General features: G+C 45.8%; 14 protein-coding genes. 11 read left to right on the forward strand and 3 right to left on the reverse strand.

The features are described from left to right. Window positions 1–149 precede the first annotated feature (149 nt). Window positions 150–452, forward strand: coding sequence for a hypothetical protein (locus tag ACI0CA_RS00280; protein WP_015529855.1), 303 nt, complete (start codon window positions 150–152; stop codon window positions 450–452). Further along, window positions 449–748: a CD1845 family protein gene (locus tag ACI0CA_RS00285; protein WP_118496193.1), complete on the forward strand. Its 300-nt coding sequence runs from the start codon at window positions 449–451 to the stop codon at window positions 746–748. The genes ACI0CA_RS00280 and ACI0CA_RS00285 overlap by 4 nt, the downstream gene beginning before the upstream one ends. A gap of 75 nt (window positions 749–823) precedes the next feature. Here the strand turns inward: ACI0CA_RS00285 and ACI0CA_RS00290 are convergent, their stop codons facing one another. Beyond that, a complete protein-coding gene (locus tag ACI0CA_RS00290; RefSeq protein ID WP_155202124.1) occupies window positions 824–2,236 on the reverse strand; it encodes an ATP-binding protein in 1,413 nt (470 codons plus the stop codon). A gap of 126 nt (window positions 2,237–2,362) precedes the next feature. On the opposite strand from ACI0CA_RS00290, the gene ACI0CA_RS00295 reads away from it, so the two are divergent. Beyond that, window positions 2,363–3,778: a relaxase/mobilization nuclease domain-containing protein gene (locus tag ACI0CA_RS00295; RefSeq protein ID WP_155202123.1), complete on the forward strand. Its 1,416-nt coding sequence runs from the start codon at window positions 2,363–2,365 to the stop codon at window positions 3,776–3,778. Between the two features lie 222 nt (window positions 3,779–4,000). Here ACI0CA_RS00295 and ACI0CA_RS00300 read toward each other — a convergent pair whose 3' ends face one another. After that, window positions 4,001–4,357 carry a helix-turn-helix domain-containing protein gene (locus ACI0CA_RS00300; protein ID WP_008728409.1) on the reverse strand — a complete coding sequence of 119 codons (357 nt, stop codon included), beginning with the start codon at window positions 4,355–4,357 and terminating at the stop codon, window positions 4,001–4,003. 709 nt (window positions 4,358–5,066) lie between these two features. Between ACI0CA_RS00300 and ACI0CA_RS00305 the strand changes: the two genes are divergently transcribed. From ACI0CA_RS00305 to ACI0CA_RS00335, 7 genes are all read left to right on the forward strand, one after another. Beyond that, window positions 5,067–5,645, forward strand: coding sequence for an MptD family putative ECF transporter S component (locus tag ACI0CA_RS00305; RefSeq protein WP_008728410.1), 579 nt, complete (start codon window positions 5,067–5,069; stop codon window positions 5,643–5,645). Then, window positions 5,645–6,382, forward strand: coding sequence for an energy-coupling factor transporter transmembrane component T (locus ACI0CA_RS00310; RefSeq protein WP_015537389.1), 738 nt, complete (start codon window positions 5,645–5,647; stop codon window positions 6,380–6,382). Before ACI0CA_RS00305 ends, ACI0CA_RS00310 begins: the two co-directional genes overlap by 1 nt. 4 nt (window positions 6,383–6,386) lie before the next feature. Beyond that, window positions 6,387–7,922, forward strand: coding sequence for an ABC transporter ATP-binding protein (locus ACI0CA_RS00315; RefSeq protein WP_015518826.1), 1,536 nt, complete (start codon window positions 6,387–6,389; stop codon window positions 7,920–7,922). A gap of 94 nt (window positions 7,923–8,016) precedes the next feature. Continuing rightward, on the forward strand, window positions 8,017–8,874 hold the full coding sequence (locus ACI0CA_RS00320) for a helix-turn-helix domain-containing protein (RefSeq protein ID WP_173735524.1): 858 nt from the start codon (window positions 8,017–8,019) through the stop codon (window positions 8,872–8,874). A 121-nt stretch (window positions 8,875–8,995) separates the two neighbouring features. After that, a complete protein-coding gene (locus ACI0CA_RS00325; RefSeq protein ID WP_015529865.1) occupies window positions 8,996–10,777 on the forward strand; it encodes an ABC transporter ATP-binding protein in 1,782 nt (593 codons plus the stop codon). Continuing rightward, a complete protein-coding gene (locus ACI0CA_RS00330) occupies window positions 10,770–12,521 on the forward strand; it encodes an ABC transporter ATP-binding protein (RefSeq protein ID WP_015518830.1) in 1,752 nt (583 codons plus the stop codon). The genes ACI0CA_RS00325 and ACI0CA_RS00330 overlap by 8 nt, the downstream gene beginning before the upstream one ends. Before the next feature lie 17 nt (window positions 12,522–12,538). Beyond that, complete coding sequence (locus ACI0CA_RS00335; protein ID WP_015518831.1) at window positions 12,539–12,907, forward strand: metal-dependent transcriptional regulator; 369 nt, start codon at window positions 12,539–12,541, stop codon at window positions 12,905–12,907. Between the two features lie 106 nt (window positions 12,908–13,013). Here the strand turns inward: ACI0CA_RS00335 and ACI0CA_RS00340 are convergent, their stop codons facing one another. Further along, entirely contained in the window at window positions 13,014–13,175 is a 162-nt protein-coding gene (locus ACI0CA_RS00340) for a hypothetical protein (RefSeq protein ID WP_015529866.1), read from the reverse strand. A gap of 218 nt (window positions 13,176–13,393) precedes the next feature. On the opposite strand from ACI0CA_RS00340, the gene ACI0CA_RS00345 reads away from it, so the two are divergent. Beyond that, a complete protein-coding gene (locus ACI0CA_RS00345) occupies window positions 13,394–13,807 on the forward strand; it encodes a sigma-70 family RNA polymerase sigma factor (protein WP_155202122.1) in 414 nt (137 codons plus the stop codon). Window positions 13,808–14,199: the final 392 nt, after the last annotated feature.

Here is a 14,199-nt window from a genome sequence, read left to right on the forward strand (position 1 = left end):
GGGATAGATACTCCATTTGCGGAGGGAGGAACGGCGTTTCTTCGCCGCACCTTCCTCCGCTTTTTCTTTTTGTCTGTATCCTTGTCTTTTGCCTGTCCGTACCGGATAATATGAGTAGAATAAGAAGCGTAGCAAAGGAGTGAAAACAGATGCTGACCTTTGAAAAGGTGCTGGAGATTTTTGCGGATTACCTAACCGCAGACGAGACCATAGAAGTTTATATCAGCCGCCATGGATGTGTAAGAGTTGAATTTGACCAAGATTTTCACTATTGCTCTGGCGAGGTGTGCCATACTCCCAAGGAACTGTTCGACCTCTTAGCCGATGATTACCGGACTTATCTGGAGATTGAACTGACCAAAGGAAAACGGGAAGTGACGGAAGATGATGAGAGAGAAGCGGATGCCCTATGCAAACAGTATCTGGAGCGTTGGAAGGAGGAACAGAAATGAAGATTTTGAAATGTCTGCTGATGATCGTAACTGCACCGGTCATTTTGGCGTTGACGCTTTTTGTCTGGCTCTGCACGGGGCTGATCTACATATCCGGTCTGGTGCTTGGTCTACTAAGCACGGTAATTGCTCTGCTTGGCGTGGCTGTGCTGATTACCTATTCCCCGCAGAATGGTGTGATTTTGCTGGTTATGGCATTTTTGATTAGCCCGATGGGGCTGCCGCTGGCTGCGATCTGGCTGCTGGGAAAGGTGCAGAGTTTGAAATTTGCGATACAGGATTGGGTGTATGGGTAAATGATGTGAATATAATTTGGAATAAACAGAGAAGCAGGACAATGGGAGATGAGACCCAATGCCCTGCTTCTCTGTTTATTCGGAACGAACTGTAATATATTTTTGATTGCGACTTTTAGGTTTATCGGGAATAGTCATTTCTAATTGCCCGGATTCTAAAAGCGGATTGATATGTTTCAAAGTGAAGTTTCTTAAATCTTTGAAGCCGCAAAATACTGCAAGCTCTTTCTTGGATTTTGGTGTTGTGCAAAAAGTCAAAATCTGTTTGGATACCGTTGATAGTTCAATAACTTGGTGGGTAACTTGGTGGATAACTTGGTGGGCGTCACCCTCTAAGTTGTAGTTTACATTTTTCAAGATGACTCTGAAATCTGTCGCTGTTGAGGAAAATTCAGGCTTATATGCCGCTGTGTATCCAGGCAGCTTTTCAGTTTCACTGACGATTTTGCGTAGGCCACTTCCACGGCGTTCCATGTACTTCATGCGGTGGAACAGGTCAGCAATCACAGGGTTTCGTCGCATGGAACGGATACTGTAAATATCGTATTCCTGAATTGAGCCGCCGCCAAACATACCGCCCGGAGATGTGATTTCCACCCGATCATCAAACATATCAATATGGATTTCGCTGCCAAGCACAATATAATCACGATGGATAAGCGCATTAACAAGAGCCTCTGTCACAGCTCGTTCAGCATAATCCGGCTTGTCTACACGATACTGTGCCTTTTTGACAAAACGGACTTTGGAATTATTGCGAATAAATTCACTGCCGCTGTTCAGTAAATAAATCAAATTTCCCTCGTATTCTTTATCGTCCAGCGCATCATCAAAGATAGAGCCTTTTTCCAAGCCATTCCACCGGGTACAGAACATACGGGAGTTATAAACCGTGTGCTGATCGGTCATGAGTTTTCCGGCATTGGTCAGGAGTCCATTTTTATCAGTCAAACCAAAGGAAACATAATCGGATGGCTCAAAGCGGAGACCGGTCCGTTCCAGATAGGTTGCTTCCAGAAGTGTAAAGCTGTAATCCTTTTTTACCGCGTCTGTTGTTAGGGTATCAAAGGACTGATTGGTTCCCTTTAAGATCAGTTCATTCACAATGTAATCCGGGGCAATTACGCTTTCATTTCCAACACGGATATATGCTTCCATTACGCCGTCTGCCTTGTAATAATATGGGGTGCTACGGCCGGGAGAAACCTCCAGAGCTAATAGATGTTTACCATCTTCCTGTAATGGTTTTAAGATAAACTGAGGTAATGGTGTGATTCGTTCTTTAATTAAGCGGCTGATCGCCTCAGCATCCTTTTGAACATCGGACAAGCCGATAGGTTTCCGGTCATCAGAGATTCCGAAAAACAGAGTGCCGCCGATTCCATTGGAAAAGGCACTGACACTTTTTAACCAGCTTTTTGGCTTTTTTATTTCGAGAGCAACTTTGAAATCACATTCTGTTGCTTCAGCAATGAGCTGTTCTATCATAGAAATCCCTCCTTTGAGGTTGTAGAAAGTTCTTTTTTATTATACCCAGCGGAGAAAGTTATTGCAACGATAGAAGCAAAGAGTTCAGCGAAAACAAAAATATTTATGAGAGGAGGGCCTTCTATTATGGCAACTACAAGAATCATGCCGCTTCATGTCGGCAAAGGCCGCACAGAGAGTCGGGCAATCAGTGACATCATCGACTATGTGGCCAATCCAAAGAAAACAGATAACGGCAGGCTCATTACCGGCTATGCGTGTGACAGCCGGACTGCGGATGCGGAGTTCCTTCTGGCAAAGCGGCAGTACATTGCCGCTACCGGACGAGTGCGCGGTGCAGATGACGTGATTGCCTATCATGTGCGCCAGTCCTTCCGCCCCGGCGAGATTACTCCGGAAGAAGCTAACCGGCTGGGTGTGGAATTTGCCAAGCGATTTACTAAAGGCAACCATGCCTTTGTGGTCTGCACTCACATAGACAAGTCGCACATTCATAATCACATTATCTGGTCATCGGTTAGCTTAGAATATGACCGGAAATTCCGAAACTTTTGGGGCAGTACCAAGGCGGTTCGCAGGTTAAGTGATACCATCTGCATTGAAAACGGACTGTCCATTGTAGAGAATCCGAAATCTCACGGAAAGAGCTATAACAAGTGGCTGGGCGATCAGGCAAAGCCCTCTCACCGAGAGCTGCTGCGAGTAATGATTGACCGTGCGCTGGAGCAGAATCCAGCGGACTTTGATGCGCTGCTGAAACTGCTTTCCGAAATGGGCTGCGAGGTATCCCGGCGCGGGAAAGCGATCCGGCTCAAAGCACCCGGCTGGAAGAATGTAGCCCGCATGGATGACAAGCTGGGGGCCGGGTACAGTGAAGCGGAAATTCGTGCGGTGCTGGCCGGAGAAAAACAGCATACGCCCCGTAAAAAAACCGTCGTGCAGCCGGAGCCGCCGAAGGTCAATCTACTGGTGGACATTCAGGCAAAATTGCAGGCCGGAAAGGGTGCTGGCTATGCTCGATGGGCCAAAGTTTTCAATCTGAAGCAAATGGCGCAGACCATGAATTACCTGTCAGAGCATAACCTGCTGGAGTATGCGGTTTTGGAAGAAAAGGCTACGGCTGCCACGGCACATCATAATGAACTTTCGGCGCAGATCAAAGCGGCTGAAAAGCGCATGGCAGAGATCGCTGTTCTGCGTACTCACATCGTAAATTATGCCAAGACCCGTGAGGTCTATGTGGCATACCGCAAGGCGGGTTACTCTAAGAAATTCCGGGGGGAACATGAGGAAGAAATTCTGCTCCACCAGGCTGCTAAGAATGCCTTTGATGAGATGGGAGTCAAGAAGCTGCCAAAGGTCAAAGAGTTACAGACAGAGTATGCGAAATTGCTGGAAGAAAAGAAAAAGACCTATGCCGAGTACCGGCGTTCCCGTGAAGAAATGCGGGAGCTTTTAACGGCAAAGGCCAATGTGGATCGGGTCCTGAAAATGGAGGTAGAACAGGATGTTGAAAAAGAAAAAGACCACGGCCAGCGGTAAGCTGGTCCTGGTCAAAAGCGTTCGCAGAACGCGCAGCCACAGAATGAAATTCTGTGTTCAAAGGGGCTTGGGGGCGCTGCCCTCAACAAGCAAGCGGAGAGGAAAATCACAAAGGGATTTTCTTCTCTGCGGGTCGGTGTGTATTAACACCGGCATTGCTTGCCTCTTTTCTCCGAAAATGAAAAGAACCAGTGAGAGAATCGTTAAATTTCACTCACTGGCTCAATTCATTTCAAATTTCTCGGACAATTCTGTTAGCTCTTTCACCGTTTCCTGTGTGTGATGCAACAGGGTGTCGCGCATTTCTGGCGGACAGCTGGAATAAAGCATTTTCATCTGATTGACACCCTCATCCTCCAGAGAAATATCTGGATTTATAAGCGTATCTAAAGAGATGTGCAGGACCTTTGCCAATGCTCTCAAAATCAAATAGGACGGGTTCATTTTCCCTTTTTCGATATTGGCAATTTGCTTTACAGAAACATGGCTTAGATCGGAAAGTTCCTGTTGTGTCAGTTCTTTATTCTTTCTGGCCTCTCTCATTTTCTGCCCTAAAGCAGTTAAATCATCAATCGGCATAATCGTTCACCTCAAATATATTTTATCGTTCCGATTTGCACAAAGGAATAACCTTATTGTGCTTGAGAACAGGACTGATTATGCTGATTCCTTTTTGATAACATGGTTGCTCCATGATTATGGCGTTTCCGGCTGCTAATTGAACTATGAGGATGAATTGCAGATTTCAGCTTTTAGTTCGTTGCCAAACGAGAATGATATAGAATGCGGTAGGGAGGCTATCAGTTTTATCCGCTCATCTATGAGCCGTTTTTTATTCTCTGTGACATAAAATTCATCTGGATATTCCGTTTTCGGTTCGCCATGCGCTGCCTCCATTCTTCATAAGAGTTTGAGATTATTCCAACAAACATTTTTCATTTTCGGGCAAGGGACCTGAAAATCCGAAAAATCGCAAGCGGGTACTCGCTTGCTGTGCTTGCTATCGAAACCCTACCTTCTATTTCTCCCTCTACTAATACTACAATTTGAAGCGGTGATTTTGGCTGTTTCCATTTCAAATTATGCAAGAACCGCCTCTGTTCAATGTTGAATAGTTCTATGTTCACGCACACACGCAGGCAATCACTCCCCGTAAAGATAACAAAAGCAAAGTAATTGTCTATTTGGAGCGAAAATGCCTTTTTGGAGAAGAAACATACAGACATATCTGCTATACTGAAATGCGGTTAGTTCGTGCTAACACAAAAGCAAACAGGAGGACCAAATAATGAATAAACTACAAGGAAAAGACCTTATCAATGTTGGAATCTTCACTGCGATCTATTTTGTGGTGATGATGGCGATTGCCATGCTGGGATTTATCCCTATTTTTCTTCCGCTTCTGATCGTGCTGGTTCCGCTGATTGGCGGAATCGTAATGATGCTGTATTATTCTAAAGTCCAGAAGTTTGGAATGGTATCGCTGACAGGACTGATCTGCGGTATTTTAATGTTGCTGACCGGCATGGGGTATTGGAGCATTATTACCGGTGCCGTGTTCGGTGTCCTGGCTGATCTTGTTTTGAAATCCGGCGATTATAAGAGTGCAAAAAAAGGAATCATATCGCATGGTGTTTTTTCCATGTGGATCATCGGAAACTACATTCCCATTGTTGCAACACGGGACAGCTACTATCAGCAGCTAATCAGCGGTTATGGACAAGAGTATGCAGATTCCATTATGAGCTATATCTCGGCATATACGCTCCCCCTTCTTTTGATTGCCGGATTCGTTTGCGGCGTGATCGGCGGTGTGATCGGCCAGAAAATTTTCAAAAAGCACTTTAAGCGTGCGGGTATTGCATAATGCGCCGTGAATTGTTAGCAAGCAAAAAAAAGGAAACCGGCCTGTCGTTAGACCCTCGGACAAAGTTGGCATTGCTTATCACGATTGCCCTCTTTGTCTTGAGCGGCGGAGGTGGGGCTGCTTCTAAACAGTTTGCTCCTATTTTGGCTGCTGTTCCATTGATCCTGCTGCTCACGGAAAAATCGTGGAAGGGATCGGTTATCTATTTTGTTTTATATGGCGGCAGCTATATATTGCAACTATGGGCGCTCCCCCACCTGTCCGGCCTTCCTAACTTTCTTGTTGTTGCAATCTGCGGTTTCTTTATGCGGTTTGTGCCGGGGATTATGATGGGATACATCACGGTCAGGACGACGACGGTCAGCGAGTTTGTTGCCGCCATGAAGAAGCTGCATTTACCGGAGCAGATCATCATTCCTATGTCCGTGATATTCCGATTTTTCCCTACTGTTGTAGAAGAATATAATGCCATAGGGGACGCTATGAAAATGAGAGGAATCCGTTTTGGCGGGGGCAAAGCCAGTGCAATGCTGGAATACAGGCTTGTCCCTGTTATCATGTGTTCCGTCAAGATCGGGGAAGAATTAAATGCGGCAGCCCTGACAAGAGGATTGGGCGGTCCGGTCAAGAGGACAAACATCTGCGAAATCGGCTTTCATGTGCAGGATGTTTTTTTCCTGCTGCTATGTGTGGTGGCTTTTGCAATTCCTATTGTCACGATGATTACAGGGAGGTAGGCCTATGATCGAATGTAAAAAAGTTTCTTTTTCCTACCCTCCAAATGAAACTGACATTGGGGACAGGAAAGGACACGGAACATTAAGAAATATTGACCTGTCTATTAACGACGGGGATTTTGTACTGCTCTGCGGAACATCGGGCTGCGGTAAAACCACACTGACACGGCTGTTTAACGGACTGATTCCTCATTATTACGATGGAAAGCTGGAAGGCACTGTCATGCTTGATGGAGAAGATATGAGCGGGCTTTCCCTGTTTGATATATCAAAAAAAGTGGGTTCTGTTTTTCAGAATCCACGTTCTCAATTTTTTAATGTGGATACGACCAGCGAAATTGCCTTTGGATGTGAAAACCATGGATTGGAAGAAGCAGAAATCCGAAAGCGGGTAAAGCTGGTCTCAGAGCAGTTGAACCTTACAAATCTGCTGGACAGAAGTGTTTTCTCCCTTTCCGGTGGGGAAAAGCAAAAAATCGCCTGTGGATCTGCCGCCGCTGTGGAACCGGATGTATTTGTTTTGGACGAGCCATCTTCCAACCTTGACGCCTATTCCATCGCTGATTTTCGGAAACTGTTAAAAATATTGAAGTCACAGGGCAAAACAATTATTATTGCGGAGCACCGGCTCTACTATCTTTATGATCTGGCAGACAGGATCATATATTTAAGCGACGGGGAAATACAAGGGGATTATACTTTGCCGGAATTTCAGTTGATTCCGGCGGCGGAAAAAGCTAAAATGGGATTACGGCCTCTTGGCCTGGGTGAGTTTGCAGACATTGAGCCTGCCAGTCTACATTCAGGGCAGGGGATATGGAAACTGAACCACTTCCATTTCGCATACAAGAAACAGCCGGAAACGCTTTCTCTGGAAAATATAGAGCTTCCTGCCGGAAATGTAACGGCGGTCATCGGGCACAATGGAGCCGGAAAAACGACACTATCTCGTTGCTTATGCGGATTGGAAAAAAGATGTAAAGGTATCCTCGAAAAAGATGGTACTTCCTATTCAAGCAAACAGCGGCTGAAGCTATGCTATATGGTCATGCAGGATGTAAATCATCAGCTTTTTACGGAGAGCGTTTTAGAGGAAGTCCTGTTAAGTATGCCGGGGAAAGATTCCGATGAATCGCCTGAAAATGTGGCAAAGGCAGAGGCTATCTTGACAGAAATGGATTTGCTCCCGTACAAAGCCTGCCATCCGATGGGGCTTTCGGGAGGGCAAAAACAACGTGTGGCGATTGCTTCTGCGATTGCCTCTGAACGTCCGGTTATACTATTTGACGAACCTACCAGCGGCCTTGATCTCTTTCATATGAGGCAGGTGGCCGATTCGGTCAAAGGACTTGCCGATTCAGGAAAAACCATTGTGATTGTAACCCATGATCCTGAATTTATACTCAGGTGCTGCAATTATGTGATCCATCTGGAAAACGGCAGATTGGAGGAAAGCTATTTCCTCCAGGATACGGAAGGACGGGAACGGTTATTTAATTTCTTTATGATGGAAGGAGGCGGCGGAAATCAAACTGTTTGATGGTAAAATAAACTGCGGCTCAAATGTTAAAAATGTCATTGAAACTGAGGATTGCGTTGTCCTGCAGCTTTTTGACGAGAGCGGCGAGGGAACCATGACAGCCCACAAAATTTTTGATGGCGCTTTTGTGATGTATAGCGATATGCACCTGAAAGAATGTACCTCCTACTTTCAGAGTAGTACGGACAGTTCGCTTCTCTATATAGACCATTGCAGGGAGGGACGGATCGAAAGCGAGATTGACAATCATGCGTATAGCTATTTGCAAGAGAATGAGATGCGTGTGGATGACCGGCGTTCCCATTCGGGACGGTTCTGCTTTCCACTCTGCCACTATCATGGGATGACCCTGGGATTTGATCTGGACATTGCTGTGCCGGCGCTGAAAGACTTTTTTGGCGGATTTTCTGTTGATTTGTACGAGCTTCAAAAAAAGTATTGCAATGACAAGAAACCGTTTGTGATTCATAATGAGCCAGGAATTGAACATATTTTTTCAGAGCTTTACTTTGTCCCGCAGCAGATCAAAAGTGACTACTATAAAGTAAAAGCCCTGGAGCTGCTTTTATATCTGGACGCTTTGCAGTTTTCTGATTCCAAAGAAGATCGCCCTTATTTCTATAAAGGTCAGGTAGAAAAAATCAAAGCGATCCATGATCTTATTACGGCAAATTTGCAGGAGCATTACACGATGGATGAATTAGCTGAACGATTCCAGATTTCGTTGACGGGGATGAAAACCTGCTTTAAGGAAATATACGGAGATTCCATGTATTCCTATCTTCGCCGTTATCGGATGAACGTTGCTGCCACAATGCTCCGGCAGGATTCCAAAAAAGGGATTGCGGAAATTGCCGGAGCTGTGGGATATGAAAGCCCCAGTAAATTTGCAACAGCTTTCCGGCAGGTGATAGGGCAGACGCCGATGGAATATCGAAAATCTTTTTTCTAAACGGTGCATAAATGCCGTTTTGGAGAGGAAAGAAGAATTGAATACTGCTACAATAAGGATGGTTAGCAAAGACTACCCATCCTTTTTTCTTTGCTGACTAAAAAGAAGGAAGGTGATTGTAATGAAGCAGCAAAAAGATAATTGGGTGAAAATTCTGTTTTCCTTCGCCGCACCATGCAAGGGGAAAATGGCTCTTTCGGTATTCTGCGCCATTCTGAGCGTTGCAGGAGGGTTTATTCCTTTTTGGGCTGTATATGAAATCCTGCTGGCATTTATCAATCAGAATGTGACCCTGAATGGCATTCTGATTTGGTGTCTGGTTGGAGCAGCGGGCTACCTGCTGCGGGTTGCCTGCCACGGAATCTCTACGATCCTGGCGCATATTTCAGCCTATACCATTTTGGAAGGAATCCGGCTTAAAATTGCGGACCGGCTGATGAAAGCGCCTCTCGGCGAAGTGATGGGGCGGCGAATCGGCTATCTGAAAAATATCATCATGGATAAGGTGGAGGATTTAGAGCCACCTTTGGCACACATGATCCCGGAATTGACTTCTAACCTCCTACTCCCTGTTGCAATTTTTACCTGGATGATGGTCATTGACTGGCGCATGGGATTGGCGGTTCTGATTGCTCCGGTGCTGGCCATGATTCCTATGTTTTTCCTTATGAGGAACTATAACAGCCAGTACGCCGCTTATATGGAGGCAAATAACCACGTCAACAGTATTATTATCGAGTATGTGGAAGGTATCGAGGTTGTAAAGGCCTTTAACCAAAGCACAAGCTCCTATGAAAAATTTGTTAATGCTGTCCAGTCGTTCAAAGAGTTTACCTTGGCATGGTTTAAGAGTACATGGAAATCGATGAACCTTATGATGGCGATTATGCCCACAACGCTCCTGGGGGTTCTTCCTGTCGGCCTTTTGCTGGTGCAGAATGGAAGTATCTCCCCTGCGGAGCTTGCAATGGGGATTATCCTTTCCCTCAGCATTGTTGGACCGTTGATGAAAGCAACCACTTTCATTAACGAAGCAAAGTCTATGGAATATGCAGTAGAGGCGGCAAATGAACTTTTGAACCTGCCTGTACTGCCGGATTCAGGGAAAATCGTATCTATTCCTCACAATGATATTGCGTTGAAGCATGTAACCTTTTCCTATGACGGTTCCGAGCAAAATGAAGTGTTGCATGATGTGAACCTGGAATTGCCAGAGGGAAGTTTTACGGCACTTGTAGGACCGTCTGGCGGCGGTAAATCAACGATTGCCCGTCTGATTGCAAGGTTTTGGGACGTGACAGGCGGCAACATTACCATTGGGGGGAAGAATATCAAAGAGTTGTCTATACGCCAGCTTTCCGAACTGGTCAGTTTTGTGACGCAGGATAACTTCCTGTTTAATTGCTCCCTGAAAGAAAACATCCGTCTTGGAAATCCAAACGCCACAGATGAAGAAGTATATGCGGCGGCGAAAGCGGCCTGCTGTGATGAATTTATTGTGCGTTTGGACAAAGGATATGATACCCCTGCCGGTGATGCCGGAAAGAGGCTGTCCGGCGGCGAAAAACAGCGAATTGCGATTGCGAGGGCGATCCTAAAAAATGCCCCGATTGTTATTTTGGATGAAGCGACAGCATTTACTGACCCGCAGAACGAAGATAAAATTCAGAAATCTATCATGGCGTTATCAAAGGGTAAAACTCTTCTTGTGATCGCCCACCGCCTTTCCACCATTCAGAACGCAGATCAGATTGTCGTGTTGAAAAAAGGCCGGATTGTGGATTGCGGAAAGCAGGAAGAATTGTTGAAGCGGTGTCCGCTTTATGCGGATATGTGGAAAGCCCACATCGGGGCGAAGAATTGGTCTGTGAGTGAAAAGAAGGAGGTGGCCGCTCATGTTTAAGTCTATGAAACGGATCATTAAATGGGCGGGGAAATATAAGGGACGCCTCTATCTTGGCTCTGTTTTTTCCTTTTTCAGCAGCCTGTCTACGGCGATCCCTACAATGGCTGCCGCTTATGCCCTTGATAAAGCAATCGCAGCTTATTGGGCAGGCAACACAATAGAATCCTCCCTGATCTGGCAGACGCTTTGGATTATTGTTGGCTCGATTGCGCTTAACTTTCTACTCTCTTATTTGCGGGCGGTGTTGCAGGAAAGCATTGGCTATGAAGTAGCCGCAGGGCAGCGAATCCATTTAGGCGATGTGCTGAAAAGGGTTCCTCTGGGATATTTTTCTAAAAACAGCGTGGGCGATATTCTGACAGGTGTTACCACGGAGCTATCCACACTTGAATTGCAGGGAATGAAGATGGTTGACATCATCATCAACGGATATGCAAAGTTTATTGCAATTCTTCTGTGTTTCCTTTTCCTGAGTCCAGCCGCAGCAGTGATTTCTGTTGTCGGCGTTGCCTTTTCCTCATTGGCCTTACATGGTATCAGCAGGCATAGTGAAAAGACCGCTGCTATCACGCACCAGGCCATGGAGGATATGTCTGGCTCTGCGATTGAATATATCCGCGGGCTGTCCATCGTTAAATCGTTCGGACAGGAAGGGGCTTCTATCGAAAGTTTCCGCAAGGCAAATACGGATTTGAAAAATATTCATATCAAAGTAGAAAAAGGCTATACGCCATTTAACTGCTTGCATCTGTTCTCCTTAAAACTGGCATCTATGGGGATTGTGTTTATCTGTGCATGGCAGACACTTAACGGGCAAATGAGTCTTGCTTATTTCCTGATGTTTGTTCTGTTTTCTTTCGTAATCTTTGGAAGTGTGGAAAACATTAACGACGCGGCTCACATGCTGGGTCTTATAGATTCCGCTATGAATAAGCTGGAAGCTCTGGAAAATGCAGAATATATCGACCAAGACGGAAAAGATATTACACCGACCTCGTATGACATTACTTTTCAGGATGTATCCTTTGGTTACGATAAACGGACTGTATTGCATGATGTGAATTTCACGATTCCGCAGAATACCACAACAGCGATTGTAGGTCCCTCCGGGAGCGGCAAGTCTACCCTGTGTAGCCTGATTGCACGCTTTTATGATGTTGACGCCGGAAAAATCACTTTAGGAGAAACAGATATTCGAGAATTTACCTGTGACAGCTTACTAAAAAATATCAGTATGGTGTTCCAGAATGTATATCTGTTCCGGGATACAATCCGTAACAATATCAAATTCGGCAGCCCGGACGCTTCGGAGGAACAGATGATTGCCGCTGCAAAAGAAGCGCGCTGCCATGACTTTATTATGGCCTTGCCAGATGGATATGATACCGTCATTGGGGAGGGCGGTTCTTCTCTTTCCGGCGGTGAAAAGCAGCGGATTTCGATTGCCAGAGCCATGCTGAAAGATGCGCCGATTGTCATTTTGGACGAGGCCACGGCCAGCATTGACCCAGAGAATGAGCATTTGATTCAAGAGGCTATTTCCGCACTGACACATGGTAAAACAATCATAACGATTGCCCATAGACTGGCGACGATTGAAAATGCGGATCAAATTCTTGTCATTGATGGTGGAACCGTCGTGCAGAAAGGAACCCATAAGGAATTGCTGGCTCAAAGGGGAACCTATCAGGAATTTATTAAGATTCGGGAACAGGCTGAGGGCTGGAGGATTCAACAATAAGCATAAAGGAGGAACTGATGAAGATTCATGCGTCTGGGGAGGATTATCTGGAGGCTATCCTTGTTCTACAAAAGAAAATGGGCATGGTCCGCTCCATTGACCTTGCCCGGCACATGGGCTTTAGCAAACCGAGTATCAGCCATGCGGTAGGCGTTTTGAAAAATGGAGGTTTTCTGACCGTGGATGATGATGGGTTCCTTCATCTGACCGTCATAGGTCGGGAGATTGCCGAGAAAATCTATGAACGCCATTTGTTTTTTATGGAGCAGTTTATCGCTGCTGGCGTCGATCAGGAAACAGCGGAACAAGACGCCTGCCGGATTGAACACGCCATCAGTGATACATCTTTCCGAAAGCTGAAGGAGAAAGTACAAGGAACCGATTAGCGCACATCGGCTCCGCTCTGCATAATAAGTTATCTGCCCCGTCCGGGGAAAGAAAAAAACCGTTGACTGGGGCAGATAATTTCGTGCGCTATTTTAAGGTTTGAACTCAATCGGCGGTTTTGAAGGACAATTTCAGAGCCGCCGTTTCTTTGCGTTTACACAAACTAATGACGACTTGCAGGGACACGGTAGCCGCTTGGAGGTTAATTTGCCGTGTCTCTTTTGCTTTTTCAAAGCTCCCATGATCTACATCAATTAAAAAAAGCATTGCCCCTCCTCCGGGCAAGTATAGCATTGCATCGGCATTATCGTTCCATGTGATTCAGCATAATAATGACTGTTCTTGGTGCGCCAGTTTCCCATTGCGGGAATCTGGCGTTTTTTGTTGCCTTTTTTTCGGAGATAATCCGGCTGTATACCGGTGTCGTTCCCCACCTCCATTCGATTCACTCGTCAATCACCCGTGAATCGAAATGGAGGTACATAATGAAGAAAATTAACCTTCGGGAACTTTATCCTGATGTTTATACAACAGACTTTTTTGTAGATGTGGCAGAGGAAGTAATGGAGACTATTCGAGCAGCTGAACGTGCGGAGGCTGCGTATGAGCGAAAGATGTATCGTTATAAAGCACAGTATTCTCTGGATTGCGAGAATGGCATTGAAAATGCGGTGCTGTTGAAGCCGAAAACACCGGAGATGCTTCTGGAGGAAAAACAGCTTCAGGAGCAGGTCTATTCTGCTGTGATGAATTTACCGGAAAAACAGGCAAAGAGGATTTATGCCCGATATTACCTGGGAATGACGGTAAATGAAATTGCCGGGGTAGAAGGCGTAGATCCAAGCCGTGTTCGAGACAGTATCCGCCGTGGCTTAAAGCAGCTCGGAAAATATTTTTGATAAAGTTTCATTTGATGCGCCTGTTTTTTGCCTTTTTTGTCAGTGTTAATAAGAAGGACAAGTTTTCCTCCTTCATCTGCACATTGACAATCGAATAGACAGCACAACAGGTACATAAACCCATGTATGAGCGAATATGAAACGCCGCGAGGATGGAGCAGTCAGGGAGGTGATGAAAGCACTGCTTCGGAGCGATCTACGATTTCATAAAAGAATGGTGGCAGATTTGGCGCGATGACTACATGGGGGCTTAAAGATACTTCCTCACGGCCCGCCAAAGACTTGGGGGGAACCCTGCGGCACACGATACGAACGATGCTGCGGAGTTATGACATCCGCGCCAGCGGAGACCTGTTGTGTTCCCATCGTCAGGGGGCGTGGCAAATGTGACG

The organism is Hominenteromicrobium mulieris, assembly GCF_046197855.1.
GTDB classification, from domain to species: domain Bacteria; phylum Bacillota; class Clostridia; order Oscillospirales; family Acutalibacteraceae; genus Hominenteromicrobium; species Hominenteromicrobium mulieris.